This is a genomic window from Nonomuraea sp. NPDC051298, from assembly GCF_055586305.1.
Map to the genome: position 1 here is coordinate 731,460 of NZ_JBVJIM010000001.1, position 12,983 is coordinate 744,442.

The following is a 12,983-nucleotide window of genomic DNA, read 5'->3' on the forward strand; positions in this document are numbered from 1 at the left end:
CTGATCCGTTAGGTTAGTCTTACCTAAGTCGGATCAAGGAAGGGGTACGCGCGTTGGCAAGCGGCTGCGAGCATCCGATCGGGTGCCACACCGGGGAGATGCCCACGCTGGCCAGCGCCACCGTGGGAGCCAGGCTGTGGCTGCTCGTCGAATACACCGGAGCCTGGCCTTCGCGCTTGGAAAACAACGAACTTCCTGAAGAAATCTCGAAACTCGTCCAGAGAGCGCTCGAACGCGGTATCAGGCCCCAGTTGATCCGCCGCCCCGGCAGGCGGACCCGCCCACGGGAGCAGGGGATCCGTGTGCTAGTGGCGTACGCGGAGGGCGATCGCCCATGGCTGGCGCAGGGCGTCGTCGCAGGTCCCGACGATCTTGACCTGGACGCGCTGGTGGCCGGAGTGGTCCCGGAGTCCTGCATACTTGAAGACGAGCCGGTATTTCTGGTCTGCACGCACGCCAAGCGCAATGTGTGCTGCGCCCGCATTGGACTACCCCTCGCCCGGTCCCTGGCCGAAAGTCTGCCGGACAGAGTGTGGGAAACGTCACACGTTGGCGGCGATCGTTACGCCGCCAACCTCGTGTGCTTGCCACACGGAATTTTCTACGGCAGCATGTCTCAGGCTGCTGCACTGGCAGCGGCTAACGCGTACCGGTCGGGCGAGGTCACCCTCGACCGCTACCGGGGGCGCGCAGGCATCCCTGAGCCATTGCAGGCCGTCGAGCACTTCGCCCGAGCCCATACGGGAGAGTGCTCCGTCGGCGCGGTGGCCGTGGAATCCTCCAGGACGGACGGCGACGTCACCGAAGCGATCGTGCGCTGCGGCGACGTCCGGCTCCAGGTTGTGGTTGAGCCATCGGCGTTCACAGCGCCGTGTGGTACGGCTTGCGCCGAGACGATCACCACCTACCGGCTGGTTTCGCTGGACAGGCTCACGCCTGTACGGTACGCCACGCCCGCCCTCACCTGACCAGGGAACATCACGGCCCGGCATTGCGTTGGAACAGTGACGCCAAAAGCGTCCAATGCGGCTCAATTACGAAATACCTCTCACGAAGGTGGTTTTCTCATGTCTCAGGTACGTCGGCAGCTCGCCCGCCCCCGCCCCAGTTGGGGTTGGCAGGATGATGCCGCGTGCCGGGGTGAGGACCTCGTGCTCTTCTTCGGCCCTGATGGGGAGCGGCAGCCCGAGCGTGACGTACGTGAGCGGAAGGCCAAGGCGATCTGCGCCCAGTGCCCTGTCCGCAACGAGTGCCTTGACTACGCGCTGTCCCGGCCCGAGAAGTACGGCACGTGGGGCGGTCTCAACGAGGACGAGCGCGCCAGCGAGCGTCGCCGTCGCATGCGCCGCGCGGCCAGCGCCGGCATCTCCGCCGCCTGACACACCCGGCAGCGTCACCATCATCGCGTGATCACGCAGTTGTCCCGATGAACCGGCGCCTGGCCCTCCATGCCCAGGCTCCGGCGAACCCGGTCGGGACAACTGCCTGATCAGGTGAGTCCCTTCACGGTCCCCGCGCCCGACGGCAGGGGAAGCACGTGATCGCGCACCGATGGCGGCGGCCTCCGCCCGAGGCCGTCGCGTCCGTCGGTCCAGCCCGGCGCCGCCTGTTCGGCGCCCGGCTCCGGACTCCCGCCCAGCCTGGCGGTGCATATCGCCATGCGCATGGGCACGCCCTCCAGCCCGGCCGCGTCCTCCACGTGGCCGTGCTGGTACGGCTTCACCGGCGGCACGCCCATGCCCATCCGGCATCCCCGCGTCCTGTCCTCACGGGTGGCACATTAGCGGACCGGCCCGACAAATTCGCCGACGCACACTTTCTCCGCATACGCCCGAACCTCGCGCGTGCCCGGACTCCGTATGCGCCCGGAGGACTCGTACAACCCGACGAACCCGACACAGAGCCACTCTCCCGCCCATCCGGACCCGTCAGACACTCTGCCGTAATTGTCCGTTGCCGTCCGTTCGGGATGGCGTCATGTGGCCGCCCTAGGGTGCCCGCCATGAAACGCATCGCCACCCTCATGTGCGCGGGCGCGCTGGCCCTCGGTCTGGCCGCCGCCCCCGCCGCCGCGACCCCCGACCGGAGCGGCTTCGGCCAGGCCACGCTCACCGGGTTCGCCTCACTGCCCGCGCTGACCTTCGTCCCCGGCAGCGAGCCCTCAGGGTCGCTCCTCGGCACCGCCCCGGTCAACGGCGTCACGCCGCCCTTCTCCGGCCAGCCCGTGCAGGGCTTCAGCGGCATCGTGCGCCGCGACGACGGCACGTTCGACGTCCTGTCCGACAACGGCTACGGCAACAAGGCCAACAGCTCGGACTTCCTGCTCCGCGTCCACCGCGTCAAGCCGGACTTCTCGGCCAAGTCCGTCAAGGTGGTCGGCGGCTTCAACCTCACCGACCCGCGCGGGCTGGTGCCGTTCCCGCTGACCCGCCAGGACCGTACGCTGACCGGCGCCGACTTCGACGTCGAGTCGATCGTGCGCACGGTGGACGGCACGTACTGGATCGGCGACGAGTTCGGCCCGTTCCTGCTGCACTTCGACCACAAGGGCCGCCTGATGGAGGCCCCGATCGCGCTGCCCGGCGTCAAGGCCCCGGAGAACCCCGACCTGAACGGCGGCCAGCCCAACCTCGGCAGCAGCAAGGGCTTCGAGGGCATGGCCAGGTCCGTGGACGGCCGCCGCCTCTACCCGCTGCTCGAGGGCACGGTGACCGGCGACCCCGCGGGCACGCTGCGCATGTACGAGTTCGACCTGCGCAAGCGGTCCTACACGAACCACCGCTGGACGTACCGGCTGGACGACCCCTCGCACGCCATCGGCGACGCGATCGCGGTGGACGCGAACCGCTTCCTGATCATCGAGCGGGACAACCTGCAGGGCGACGCCGCCAAGGTCAAGCGCATCTACCTGGCCGACACGCGCGACAAGGACCACGACGGCGCGCTGGACAAGACCCTGGTCGCCGACCTGCTCGACCTCGCCGACCCGCGTGGGCTCGGCGGCGCGCCGGGCACGTTCAGGTTCCCGTTCCAGACGATCGAGGACGTGGTCATCCTGAACGACCGCACGCTCGGCGTCCTCGACGACAACAACTTCCCCTTCTCCAACGGCCGCACGCCCGGCAAGCCGGACAACAACGAGTTCATCACCGTACGGCTGACGCGCGGCCTGCAGGCCGACCCCCGCGTCTACCGGTAACGCCGCCCATGGTGGCGCGGCCCACCCGCGCCACCACCGGGGCCGCTCTCCTTGCCGAGTCTCCGGACCTCGGGGCGATCTCCGTCGCGAGAACCGTGTCCGAAAACCGTCCCCAAGCCGACCGTAATAGGGTCGGCCGGGCGGGGGTCAGACGATGAGATCGTCGAACTCCCCGTCCTTGGCCCCGAGGACGAACGCGGCGATCTCGGCCCGGGTGTAGACCAGCGCGGGCCCTTCGGGGAAGCGTGAGTTACGCATGGCGATGTCCCCCGTGGGCAGGTCCGCGACCTCGACGCAGTTGCCGTTGGGGTTGCTCCTCTTGCTCTTACGCCAGACGACGGGAAGGCGGCCGGCGGGCGTTCCGTTCCGGAACTCGTGCATGGGGGCAGCTCCTCGCGCTCTCGCGGATGCACGTGCATCCGCGTTTGCGAGCAGACAATACGGCAGCTAGAAGTGCTCCATATACCGGATGACCAAAAATCCCGCTATGGAGTGGATCACAGGTGATATCGGCGGCTTATCCGGAAAGTAGGCGTTCCAGGAAGCGTCTGGTCGCCTCAGGCTCGTCCGCCTGGATGCTCAGCCGGTCCATGACCTCCATGTAGTGGTCGGAGTCGGCGGGTTTGTCCAGGTAGAGGGCGCTGGTGAGCTGCTCCATGTAGACGACGTCGGGCAACTCGCGCTCGGGGAAACGCAGAATGCTGAACGGGCCCCCGGCCGCCGCGTGCCCGCCGCGGTCGAACGGGATGATCTGCACGGTGACGTTGTGCTCCTCGGTGATGTCGAGGAGATGGGTGATCTGCTCGCGCATGGTGTCGGGGCCGCCCAGCATGCGGCGCACGACGGCCTCGTCGATCACGGCCCAGAGCTTCAGGCCGCTCCGCAGCCGCTCCTGCCGGGTGGTGCGCAGCGTCACGCGGCGGTCCAGCTCGGCTCTGGGAGCCTTCTCGTGGGCCAGCTCGATCACCGCCCTGGCGTAGGCGGGGGTCTGGAGCAGGCCGGGGACGAACTGGTTCTCATAGGTACGGATGCCGGAGGCCGCGCCCTCCAGCCCGATGTAGACCTCGAACCAGGCGGGCAGCAGGTCTCCGTACTTGTGCCACCAGCCGGGGGCGTTGGCCTGCTTGGCCAGGTCGAGCAGGGCCTCGCGCTCGGCGGGGTCGGTGACGCCGTACAGGGTCAGCAGGTCGGCCACGTCGCGCTGCTTGAAGCTGACCTGCCCGAGCTCCAGCCGGCTGATCTTGGCGTGGGACGCGCGAATCGAATATCCCGCGTCTTCGCGCGAGATGCCCTTCTCCGTACGGAGCCTGCGCAATTGGGTCCCCAACAGGATCCGCAGCACCGTCGGGCTTCCCTGCGAATGGCTGAGAAGTTTCCCTTCAGTGCTCTGAGCGCTCACGCCGTCCGCTCCCCTAGATCGTCTGCACGTGCATTTGCTCTTCGCATCCGTAAACTACGAAAAGTCTTGCATCGGTCAGCACTCCCCGTAAAGATGGGCATTGGATCACCAGACCGCGCTTCGGGGGCCAGGATGACGACTTTCGACGCACGGCCGCAGGCCGCCATCGGTGCCCGGCCACCAGGATGGCTCTCCACCATCCTGGTGGAGGGCCATCCCAGTGAGTGTGACGCCGTTTTCCCGTTTCAGCAACGTACGGCGCTGGAGCCCGCGTGCGTCGCGACGGCCCGGCGGTTCGTCGATCAGACGCTCAGCGCCTGGGGGGCGCCTGAGCTGGCGTTCGACGCCCAGTTGGTCGTCTCGGAGCTGGTCACCAACGCGATGCGGCACGGGGGCGGGGCCGCGCAGTTGCGCCTGCTCTGCCACGGGCCGGAGCTGGCGTGCGTGGTGGCCGACCACAGCCGCACCGTGCCGGTGGCGGCCACACCCGACGTGTTCTCCGAGTACGGGCGGGGGTTACGACTGGTGGACGCCCTCTGCTCGGCGTGGGGATGGCTCTCGCCGGGGGGCGCCCGCAAGCTCGTCTGGGCCGTCATCACGGGCTGACCGGCCACAGCCCCCGGTACGCTCCCCGATCAGTCGCGGCCCAGCAGGCGGAGGACGTCGGCGTCGGTGAGCTGGTCGAAGTGCTCGTACCACTGGCCGACCGCCCTGAAGTCGGGTGGCGTGCTCAGCACCACCACCTCGTCGGCCTCCTCCCGCAGCGACTCGACGGTGGCCCGCGTGCCCACGGGCACGGCCAGCGTCACCTTGGCGGGCTTCGCCGCGGGGACCCGCGCCACCGCCCTGAGCGCCGCCCGCGCGGTGCCGCCGGTGGCCAGGCCGTCGTCCACCACGATCACCTCCCGCCCTTCGAGCGGCGGCAGGGGCCGGTCGCCGCGATAGGCGCGCACCCTGCGGGCCAGCTCGCGCCGCTCGTGCTCCACCACGTCGGCGACGGACTCGGGCGTCATGCCCAGGCGCTCCAGCAGCCCCAGGTCGAACACCGGCTCGCCGCCCTCCGCGATCGCGCCGACCCCCAGCTCGGGGGCCAGGGGGTAGCCGATCTTCCTGGTCACCAGCACGTCGAGCACGGCGCCGAGGCGGCGCGCGATGGGTACGGCCACCGCCACGCCGCCACGGGGCAGGGCGAGGATCACGGGGTCGTGCGTGTCCCTCAGCCGCCTGGCGAGCAGCTCCCCCGCCTCGGCCCGGTCCGCGAAGAGCTCCATAGCCTCTGCCTACCCGCTGACACCCGCTCCTCGCCTCCCACACCCACGCGTCCGCGCCCCTCCGCGCCCGCGCGGTCCGGGCCGGGGCGGGGCGATCCCGGCCCGAAGCTCGCACATCCGCCCCATCTGCCCCAGCGCTCGCTCCAGTCAGGGGCTGGTAAGGGGCCGATAAGGGGCAGGCGTGGGTCAGGGGCGGCTGCGGCCGGAGCGGCGCATTTCCTTGGTGATGACCTTCCATTTGTTCTGCTGCTCTTTACGCAGCCGGGCGTCCGTCCTGGAGGCCATCCAGGCCGCCTCGCGCTGGAGCTTGCGCCAGCTCTCCAGGCGCCGTTCGGGCAGCTCCCCGCTCTCCAGCGCCGTCAGCACCGCGCATCCCGGCTCGCTGGTGTGCCCGCAGTCGCCGAACCGGCACCGCTCGGCCAGCTCCTCGATGTCGGCGAAGACGCGGTCGACGCCCTCCCCGATGTCGTAGAGGCCGATCCGCCGGATGCCCGGCGTGTCGATGACCAGCCCGCCCCCGGGCAGCAGGATCAGCTCGCGGTGCACGGTGGTGTGCCTGCCACGGCCGTCACCCGCGCGTACCTGCTGGGTCTCCATGGCCTCGCCCCCTGCCAGCGCGTTGACCAGGGTGGACTTGCCCGCCCCCGACGGGCCCAGGATGACGGCGGTACGCGAGCCGCCGAGGTAGCCGGCGGCCAGCTCCACCCCGTCGCCGAGCAGCGAGGAGACCGCGTGCACGGCCACGCCGGGCGCGGCCGTGCGGACGTCGGCGAGCAGGTCGTCGAGGCCGTTCTCGAACAGGTCGGACTTGGTGACGAGCACCACGGGCGTGCCGCCGGACTCCCAGGCCAGGGCGACGAGGCGCTCGATGCGGCCGAGATCGGCGAAGTCCGCCGCGTGCATCGACGGCTCGGCCACGAAGACGACGTCGACGTTGGCCGCGAGCACCTGGCCCTGGCCGTCGCCCGACAGGCCGCCGACCGAGTCGCGGCTCACGCCGCCCCGGACGAACGCGGTGCTCCTCGGCAGCACCTCGTCCAGCTCGTAGCGGCCCTCGGGCAGCCATCTGAGCGCGGCCCAGTCGCCGACGCACGGCAGCGCGACGGGGTCGGTGGCGGAGGCCCGGCGTACGCGGGCGCCGTATTTGGCATGGTGCTGGCCGTCGGCCGCGATCACCTCGGCGGCGCCGCGGTCGACGCGCGAGACGCGGGCGGGGACGGTGTCGGTGGGCAGGTCGGCGGCGCGCAGGTCGTTCCAGCCGAGCAGCGAAAGATCGTAAGACAACGTAGTGAGACCTTTGATCGAGAAGAAGGTGAAACGGGGTCGCTCAGACGAGCGCCCGGAGGTGGACTGAAGGCACGCTGAAGACGGTGACCCGCATAGCCCTCACCTCCTCGATCGGTTTCCGAGGCGACTTTAGCTCACCCCGTCCCCGCTGACGCAAACGGATTATCTTCCGCGATCCGTTGAACCGTGCCGGGGCGGCCGGCCGTACCACCTGCCGACGGACTGAGAAAGGGGAATGATGCGAACCAGCGCGTATCCCCCGCCCTCGGCCGAGGGAGCCGCCCCGATGGGCAAGCCGCGCTTACGTCACCGGATCCGGCGCGTACGCCCGGACGACGAGGTGGTCGTGTCCGCGCTCTACCGGGAATACCACGGGCCGCTGCTGGCCTTCGTGATCCGGCTGACCGCGGGCGATCGGCAGTGGGCGGAAGACGTGGTGCAGGAGACCATGATCCGGGCGTGGCGCAGCGCGGAGCGGCTCGACCCGGACGCGGTGTCGTTGATGCCCTGGCTCGCCACGGTCGCCAGACGTATCGTGATCGATGAGCGGCGGCGCAGGGACGTCCGTCCCCGGGAGTCGGGCGACGGGCCTCTGAAAAGTCTGCCCGTCCCTGACGAGATGGAGGGACTGCTGCACCAGGTGGTCGTGTCCGAGGCGTTGAAGGCGCTGTCACCGGCGCACCGCGAGATCCTCAACGAGACGATCCTGCGCGATCGGTCAGTCAACGACGCCGCCGAGGCGCTGGGCATCCCGGTGGGCACCGTGAAGTCCCGGGTCTACTACGCCGTACGCGCGCTGCGTATCGCGCTGGAGGAGCGGGGGGTGAGGGTATGACGTCGAGAGTCGAGCACACGGACGTGGGCGCGTACGCGCTCGGACTGCTGGACGAGGACGACCGGCTGGCCTTCGACACCCACCTCCTCGGCTGCGCCTCCTGCCGGCGCGAGCTGACGGAGCTGGCAGGGGTGGCCGACGTGCTGCACGAGATCAGCTCCGTCGCGAACCTGGCTCTCCCCTACGACGGCCGCTCCGACGACCGTACCGACGGCCACTTCGGCGACCGTACCGACGACCGCTTCGGAGACCCCTTCGGCGACCGTTCCGACGACGGCGAGGACGACGTCGTCGACCTGCTGCGGCGCAAGCGGGTGGCCGACCGGCGGACGCGGCGGGGGACGTTCGTGATCGGGGTGGCGGCGGCGGTCACCCTGGTGGCGGGCGGCCTGGCGATCGGCACCCAGCTCGCCACCGGCGAGCAACCCCAGGTCGCGCAGGGGCACGGCGGCCACACGGGCGCCCATCCTGGCCCTGCCGAGCAGTTCTACGCCGAGGGCCGCCCCATCGAGGGCAAGGGGGTCGACGGCGTGACCGGCGGGCTGGTCGTGGAGTCCAAGGGATGGGGCACGCACGCGGCGCTCAGGCTGGCCGGGGTGAAGGGACCGCTGGAATGCGAGCTGGTCTCGGTCGCCAGGTCGGGCGAGCGGCGGGTGATGACCGGGTGGTCCGTACCTCCAGCCGGGTACGGAGTGCCGGGCTCGCCCGACCCGCTCTACATGCACGGCGGCAGCGCCACGAAGCTCACGGACGTCGACCACTTCGAGGTGGTCACCTCCGAGGGCAGGACGCTGCTCACCATCACGCTCTGACCGGCTCGGCGAAGGCCCTCACCGCTGGTGGGAGGGCACTTCGCGGCCCCGGGTCGTTACAGGCCAGGGGTGGGGAACTGGGCCGTCAGCTCGCTGACCTCGTGGTGGACCCGGGTGATGACGTCTTCGGCGTCGCCCTTGGCCAGGGCCGTGACGACCTCGTCCATCCAGGCGCCGATCTGCCGCATCTCCGCCTCGCCCATGCCGCGCGAGGTGACCGACGGCGTGCCGATGCGGATGCCCGAGGGGTCGAAGGGCTTGCGGGTGTCGAAGGGCACCGTGTTGTAGTTGGTCTCCAGCCCGGCGCGGTCGAGCGCCTGCGCGGCCGGCTTGCCGCCGATGCCCTTGGGCGTGAGGTCGAGCAGGATCAGGTGGTTGTCGGTGCCGCCGGAGACGAGGTCGAAGCCGCGCGAGCCCAGCTCGTCGGCCAGGGCCTTGGCGTTGCGCACGATCTGGTGGGCGTAGTCGCGGAAGGCCGGCTGGGCGGCCTCGTGCAGCGCGACGGCGATGGCGGCGGTGGTGTGGTTGTGGGGGCCGCCCTGCAGGCCGGGGAAGACCGCCTTGTTGAGCGCCGTGGCGTGCTCGTCGGCCGTGGCCATGAGCATGGCGCCGCGCGGGCCGCGCAGGGTCTTGTGGGTGGTCGTGGAGATCACGTCGGCGTGACCGACCGGGGACGGGTGGGCGCCGCCGGCGACCAGGCCCGCGATGTGGGCGATGTCGGCCGCCAGCACGGCGCCGACCTCGCGGGCGATCGACGCGAAGCCCTCGAAGTCGATCGTGCGCGGGATCGCGGTGCCGCCGCAGAAGATCAGCTTGGGCCGGTGCTCCAGCGCGAGCGCGCGGACCTCGTCGAGGTCGATGCGCCCGGTGTCCTTGCGTACGCCGTAGCGGACCGGGGTGAACCACTTGCCGGTGGCCGAGACCGACCAGCCGTGGGTCAGGTGGCCGCCGAACGGCAGGCCCATGCCCATCACGGTGTCGCCGGGCTGCAGGAAGGCCATGTAGACGGCGAGGTTGGCGGGCGAGCCGGAGTAGGGCTGGACGTTGGCGTGGTTGACGCCGAACAGCGACTTGGCGCGCTCGATCGCCAGGGTCTCGATCTGGTCGATGACCTGCTGGCCCTCGTAGTAGCGCTTGCCCGCGTAGCCCTCGGAGTATTTGTTGGTCAGCACGGTGCCGGTGGCCTCGAGCACGGCCTTGGACACGTAGTTTTCGGACGCGATCAGCTTGACGGTGTCAGCCTGACGACGCTCCTCCGCCTTGATGAGCTCGGCGATCTGCGGGTCGACGCTGGCGAGAGAACCCATGACTCTCCTGTCATCATTGACGATCTGCGAAGACCCAGGCGCACGGCCTCCGCTCCCTCCGCTCCCTGGTGGTCGATCCCACCCAATGCGCCAGTCGCGTCTCGCCTAGCACCCTATCGGGCCTGAGGTCAGCCCTGCGACGTACGGCTCACGCCGGGCCAGAGCCGATCCACCTCGGCGTTGAGTATGGCCCCGATGAGCACGGCCAGCGCCGTGATGTAGAGCCAGAGCAGCAGCGCGATGGGGGCGGCCAGCGAGCCGTACACCGAGACGGGCGAGAACCACGCGGCCAGCACCGCGCGCAGCACCGCCGCGCACACGATCCACAGGAACAGCGCCAGGATGGCCCCGGGCAGCTCGCGGTACCACTTCGTGCGCACGGGGACGCTGACGTGGTAGAGCACGGTCAGGAACAGCACCGAGCCGACGATGACGATCGGCCAGTAGAGCACGTCGATCAGGACGCCGTAGTCGGCGGGGAGCGCGTCTCTGATCAGCGTGGGACCGACGACGAGGATCGGCATGACGATGATCCCGACGAGCAGGCCGATGACGTAGAGGCCGAACGACATCAGCCGGGTGCGGATGATGCCGCGCTCCTCCCCCAGCCCGTAGGCGACCGAGATGAGGTCGACGAAGACGTACAGGGCCCGGGAGCCGGACCAGAGCGACAGCAGGAAGCCCAGCGAGATGATCGACACCTTGCCCGCGTCGTCGCTGAGCACGTCGGTGATGAGCGGGTTGATCACCTTGTTGACGGCGTCGTCGGTGAACAGCAGCCCCGCCTGCTCGATCACCCACGTCTTCACCTGGGTGACCACGCCGGGCCCGAGCCAGGTGCCGAGCTTGCCCAGCACGCCGATCAGGCCCAGCACGAACGGGGGCAGCGACAGCAGCGCGAAGAACGCGGCCTCACCGGCCAGGCCGGTGACGCGGTAGGTGACGCCGGCGTTCGTGGCCGCGCGCACGGTCGCCCACGACTTGGTGTCGAGCACCCAGGTCAGCCTGGCGCGGGCGTTGGAGACGAGCCCGCGCTTGGCTCGGGGAGGCGCTTCGGTGGACGTCATGGCACCCAACGGTATTTCGCAGTGAGTCTCCGGGACAGCTTACGTCCCATCACCTGTGCTCAGTCGTTGTCCACGATGCGTGCGCCCAGCGGGAGGAGGGAGACGGGGATGAGCTTGAGGTTGGCCACGCCCATGGGGATGCCGATGATGGAGATGAACAGGGGGATCGAGGTGATGACGTGGCCGATGGCGAGCCAGATGCCGGCGACGACGCACCAGATGACGTTGCCCAGCAGGGAGAACACACCGGCGTCCGGGTCACGTACGACGGTGCGGCCGAAGGGCCACAGCGCGTAGGCGGCGATCCTGAACGAGGCGATGCCGAACGGGATCGTGACGATGAGGATGCAGCAGATGATCCCGGCCAGGGCATACCCGATGGCCAGCCAGACTCCCGCGAACACCAGCCAGATGACGTTCAGGATTGTGCGCATGCTCACAGGATGTCACGGATCATGCCGTACGCGTCATCCGGTATGCCCCTGATATTCCCCTGACTTGGGGCTTCGCCCCTGCCCAGGAGGCCCGGCGAACGCCTGCGCGATCTCCATCCAGGCCCGCGCGGGCTCGCCGGTCAGCTCCAGGCCGGTGTCCGACAGGTGGATGCGCTGGGTGACGACGAGGCAGAAGTCGAGCAGGCTCCCGCGTACGACGCCGGACGCCTCCGGCGGCCCCGCCGTCCAGGTGCCGCCGCCCGGCACGGCCAGCTCCACGCGTACGGGGTCGGTCGGCACGGGCAGCCCCCGCGCGGCGAAGCTGTACGGGCGGGCCCTGAACCCCAGCATGGCCACGTGCCGCAGCCGGGCCGTCGGCTCCCTGGTGACGCCGAGCGCGTCGGCCACGTCCTGGCCGTGCGCCCACGTCTCCATGAGCCGCGCGGTGACGAACGAGGCGGCCGACATGTCCGGTCCGAACCACGGCAGCCGGTCGCGGGCGCCCAGCGTGGCGAACACCTCCAGGCTCCTGGCCCGCGACGCCAGGAACCAGGCGCGCAGCTCGCCGGGCGGCATCCCGCGCGACCGGACCGCGATCTCGTCGACCGAGCGCATGCCCGCCACCGAGGCGTGGTAGGCGGCCGGGTCGGTGGCCGCCAGCACGGCGGCGTCGTCGAACCAGGCCAGATGGCTCACCTGGTCGCGGATCGCCCATCCCACCGCGGGCGTGGGCCGCTCCCAGTCGCCGTCGCCGAGTGGCTGGAGCAGCGCCGCGAAGGACTCCGTCTCCGCGCGCAGGTCACCGAGTAATTCCGCCATGAGGTCCACGCGCGCCAGCCTAACCAGAGCAACGTTCCGGGAGAATAATGCGAAATGTGATCTGTGAGAGCTGCAAGGACAAGCGGCACGAGGACTGCCGTGGCGGCTCCTGGTGCGACTGCCAGCACCAGACGAAAACCCGCCACGAGGATAGCGCGCCCGACGATCGGGAGGAGCACGAGTCTGAGCCGGTCGTGAACTGGCTCCGCCAGGGCTAGCCAGGACCGAGGCGCCATGGGCGCGGCCACCGCCCTGAGCCTATGCGTGAACGCGCATGAGGCTTGATCCGGAGCCAGGGGCTCACCTAGCGTCCCAGTCACGAACGTGACTAGGAAGGGCGGGGCTCATGCGGCTCAGACTGATCGCTGACGACGACTGCAAGAGCGGGGACTGTCCCAAGATCTACGCAACGGATCGAGGCACAATCGCCGTACAGGGCTACACGGTCACCGATCACGGCCTGGCCCTACCCGATGGGGAGACCATGGTCGAAATCCCCCTCACCGTGCTTCTCAAGGCCGCACATGCCGACTTGGCTTGAGGGCAACGACTG

16 protein-coding genes and 1 riboswitch are annotated in these 12,983 nt (G+C 69.8%); of the genes, 7 read left to right on the top strand and 9 right to left on the bottom strand.

All coding sequences use genetic code 11. The features are described 5' to 3' along the window. Nucleotides 1-98: 98 nt before the first annotated feature. Complete coding sequence (locus tag ACZ6S0_RS03540) at nucleotides 99-968, top strand: sucrase ferredoxin (RefSeq protein ID WP_465913002.1); 870 nt, start codon at nucleotides 99-101, stop codon at nucleotides 966-968. A gap of 99 nt (nucleotides 969-1,067) precedes the next feature. Next, entirely contained in the window at nucleotides 1,068-1,379 is a 312-nt protein-coding gene (locus ACZ6S0_RS03545; RefSeq protein ID WP_080036407.1) for a WhiB family transcriptional regulator, read from the top strand. Between the two features lie 110 nt (nucleotides 1,380-1,489). On the opposite strand, the gene ACZ6S0_RS03550 is transcribed toward ACZ6S0_RS03545, so the two are convergent. Continuing rightward, a complete protein-coding gene (locus tag ACZ6S0_RS03550; protein ID WP_465913003.1) occupies nucleotides 1,490-1,744 on the bottom strand; it encodes an NUDIX hydrolase in 255 nt (84 codons plus the stop codon). A gap of 258 nt (nucleotides 1,745-2,002) precedes the next feature. On the opposite strand from ACZ6S0_RS03550, the gene ACZ6S0_RS03555 reads away from it, so the two are divergent. Then, nucleotides 2,003-3,199, top strand: a complete 1,197-nt coding sequence (locus ACZ6S0_RS03555) for an esterase-like activity of phytase family protein (RefSeq protein WP_465913004.1) — start codon at nucleotides 2,003-2,005, stop codon at nucleotides 3,197-3,199. A gap of 147 nt (nucleotides 3,200-3,346) precedes the next feature. On the opposite strand, the gene ACZ6S0_RS03560 is transcribed toward ACZ6S0_RS03555, so the two are convergent. Both ACZ6S0_RS03560 and ACZ6S0_RS03565 read right to left on the bottom strand, forming a co-directional pair. Next, nucleotides 3,347-3,580, bottom strand: a complete 234-nt coding sequence (locus ACZ6S0_RS03560; protein ID WP_344885837.1) for a DUF397 domain-containing protein — start codon at nucleotides 3,578-3,580, stop codon at nucleotides 3,347-3,349. Between the two features lie 136 nt (nucleotides 3,581-3,716). Next, nucleotides 3,717-4,541 carry a helix-turn-helix domain-containing protein gene (locus tag ACZ6S0_RS03565; RefSeq protein ID WP_465913005.1) on the bottom strand — a complete coding sequence of 275 codons (825 nt, stop codon included), beginning with the start codon at nucleotides 4,539-4,541 and terminating at the stop codon, nucleotides 3,717-3,719. A 189-nt stretch (nucleotides 4,542-4,730) separates the two neighbouring features. Here ACZ6S0_RS03565 and ACZ6S0_RS03570 point away from each other — a divergent pair, with 189 nt between their 5' ends. Further along, complete coding sequence (locus ACZ6S0_RS03570; RefSeq protein ID WP_465913006.1) at nucleotides 4,731-5,204, top strand: ATP-binding protein; 474 nt, start codon at nucleotides 4,731-4,733, stop codon at nucleotides 5,202-5,204. A gap of 29 nt (nucleotides 5,205-5,233) precedes the next feature. Here the strand turns inward: ACZ6S0_RS03570 and ACZ6S0_RS03575 are convergent, their stop codons facing one another. Together ACZ6S0_RS03575 and rsgA are read right to left on the bottom strand one after the other, a co-directional pair. Next, entirely contained in the window at nucleotides 5,234-5,869 is a 636-nt protein-coding gene (locus ACZ6S0_RS03575) for a phosphoribosyltransferase (protein WP_344885846.1), read from the bottom strand. A 186-nt stretch (nucleotides 5,870-6,055) separates the two neighbouring features. Further along, nucleotides 6,056-7,153 (bottom strand): ribosome small subunit-dependent GTPase A, encoded by a 1,098-nt coding sequence (rsgA, locus tag ACZ6S0_RS03580; protein WP_465913007.1) that lies wholly within the window; start codon nucleotides 7,151-7,153, stop codon nucleotides 6,056-6,058. A gap of 289 nt (nucleotides 7,154-7,442) precedes the next feature. Here rsgA and ACZ6S0_RS03585 point away from each other — a divergent pair, with 289 nt between their 5' ends. Then, nucleotides 7,443-7,991, top strand: coding sequence for a sigma-70 family RNA polymerase sigma factor (locus ACZ6S0_RS03585; protein ID WP_465913008.1), 549 nt, complete (start codon nucleotides 7,443-7,445; stop codon nucleotides 7,989-7,991). Next, nucleotides 7,988-8,803, top strand: a complete 816-nt coding sequence (locus ACZ6S0_RS03590; RefSeq protein WP_465913009.1) for an anti-sigma factor family protein — start codon at nucleotides 7,988-7,990, stop codon at nucleotides 8,801-8,803. Before ACZ6S0_RS03585 ends, ACZ6S0_RS03590 begins: the two co-directional genes overlap by 4 nt. A gap of 56 nt (nucleotides 8,804-8,859) precedes the next feature. On the opposite strand, the gene glyA is transcribed toward ACZ6S0_RS03590, so the two are convergent. The 4 genes from glyA to ACZ6S0_RS03610 all read right to left on the bottom strand — a co-directional run bounded on the left by glyA (nucleotide 8,860) and on the right by ACZ6S0_RS03610 (nucleotide 12,430). Next, nucleotides 8,860-10,110, bottom strand: coding sequence for a serine hydroxymethyltransferase (gene glyA / locus ACZ6S0_RS03595; protein WP_465913010.1), 1,251 nt, complete (start codon nucleotides 10,108-10,110; stop codon nucleotides 8,860-8,862). Between the two features lie 25 nt (nucleotides 10,111-10,135). Next, a riboswitch (ZMP/ZTP riboswitch) is annotated at nucleotides 10,136-10,218 on the bottom strand. 20 nt (nucleotides 10,219-10,238) lie between these two features. After that, nucleotides 10,239-11,177: a YihY/virulence factor BrkB family protein gene (locus ACZ6S0_RS03600; protein ID WP_465913011.1), complete on the bottom strand. Its 939-nt coding sequence runs from the start codon at nucleotides 11,175-11,177 to the stop codon at nucleotides 10,239-10,241. A gap of 59 nt (nucleotides 11,178-11,236) precedes the next feature. Then, nucleotides 11,237-11,611, bottom strand: a complete 375-nt coding sequence (locus ACZ6S0_RS03605) for a YccF domain-containing protein (protein ID WP_465913012.1) — start codon at nucleotides 11,609-11,611, stop codon at nucleotides 11,237-11,239. 33 nt (nucleotides 11,612-11,644) lie between these two features. Next, complete coding sequence (locus ACZ6S0_RS03610; RefSeq protein WP_465913382.1) at nucleotides 11,645-12,430, bottom strand: TIGR03084 family metal-binding protein; 786 nt, start codon at nucleotides 12,428-12,430, stop codon at nucleotides 11,645-11,647. Nucleotides 12,431-12,776: 346 nt separating this feature from the next. On the opposite strand from ACZ6S0_RS03610, the gene ACZ6S0_RS03615 reads away from it, so the two are divergent. Then, nucleotides 12,777-12,971, top strand: a complete 195-nt coding sequence (locus ACZ6S0_RS03615; RefSeq protein WP_397036766.1) for a hypothetical protein — start codon at nucleotides 12,777-12,779, stop codon at nucleotides 12,969-12,971. Nucleotides 12,972-12,983: the final 12 nt, after the last annotated feature.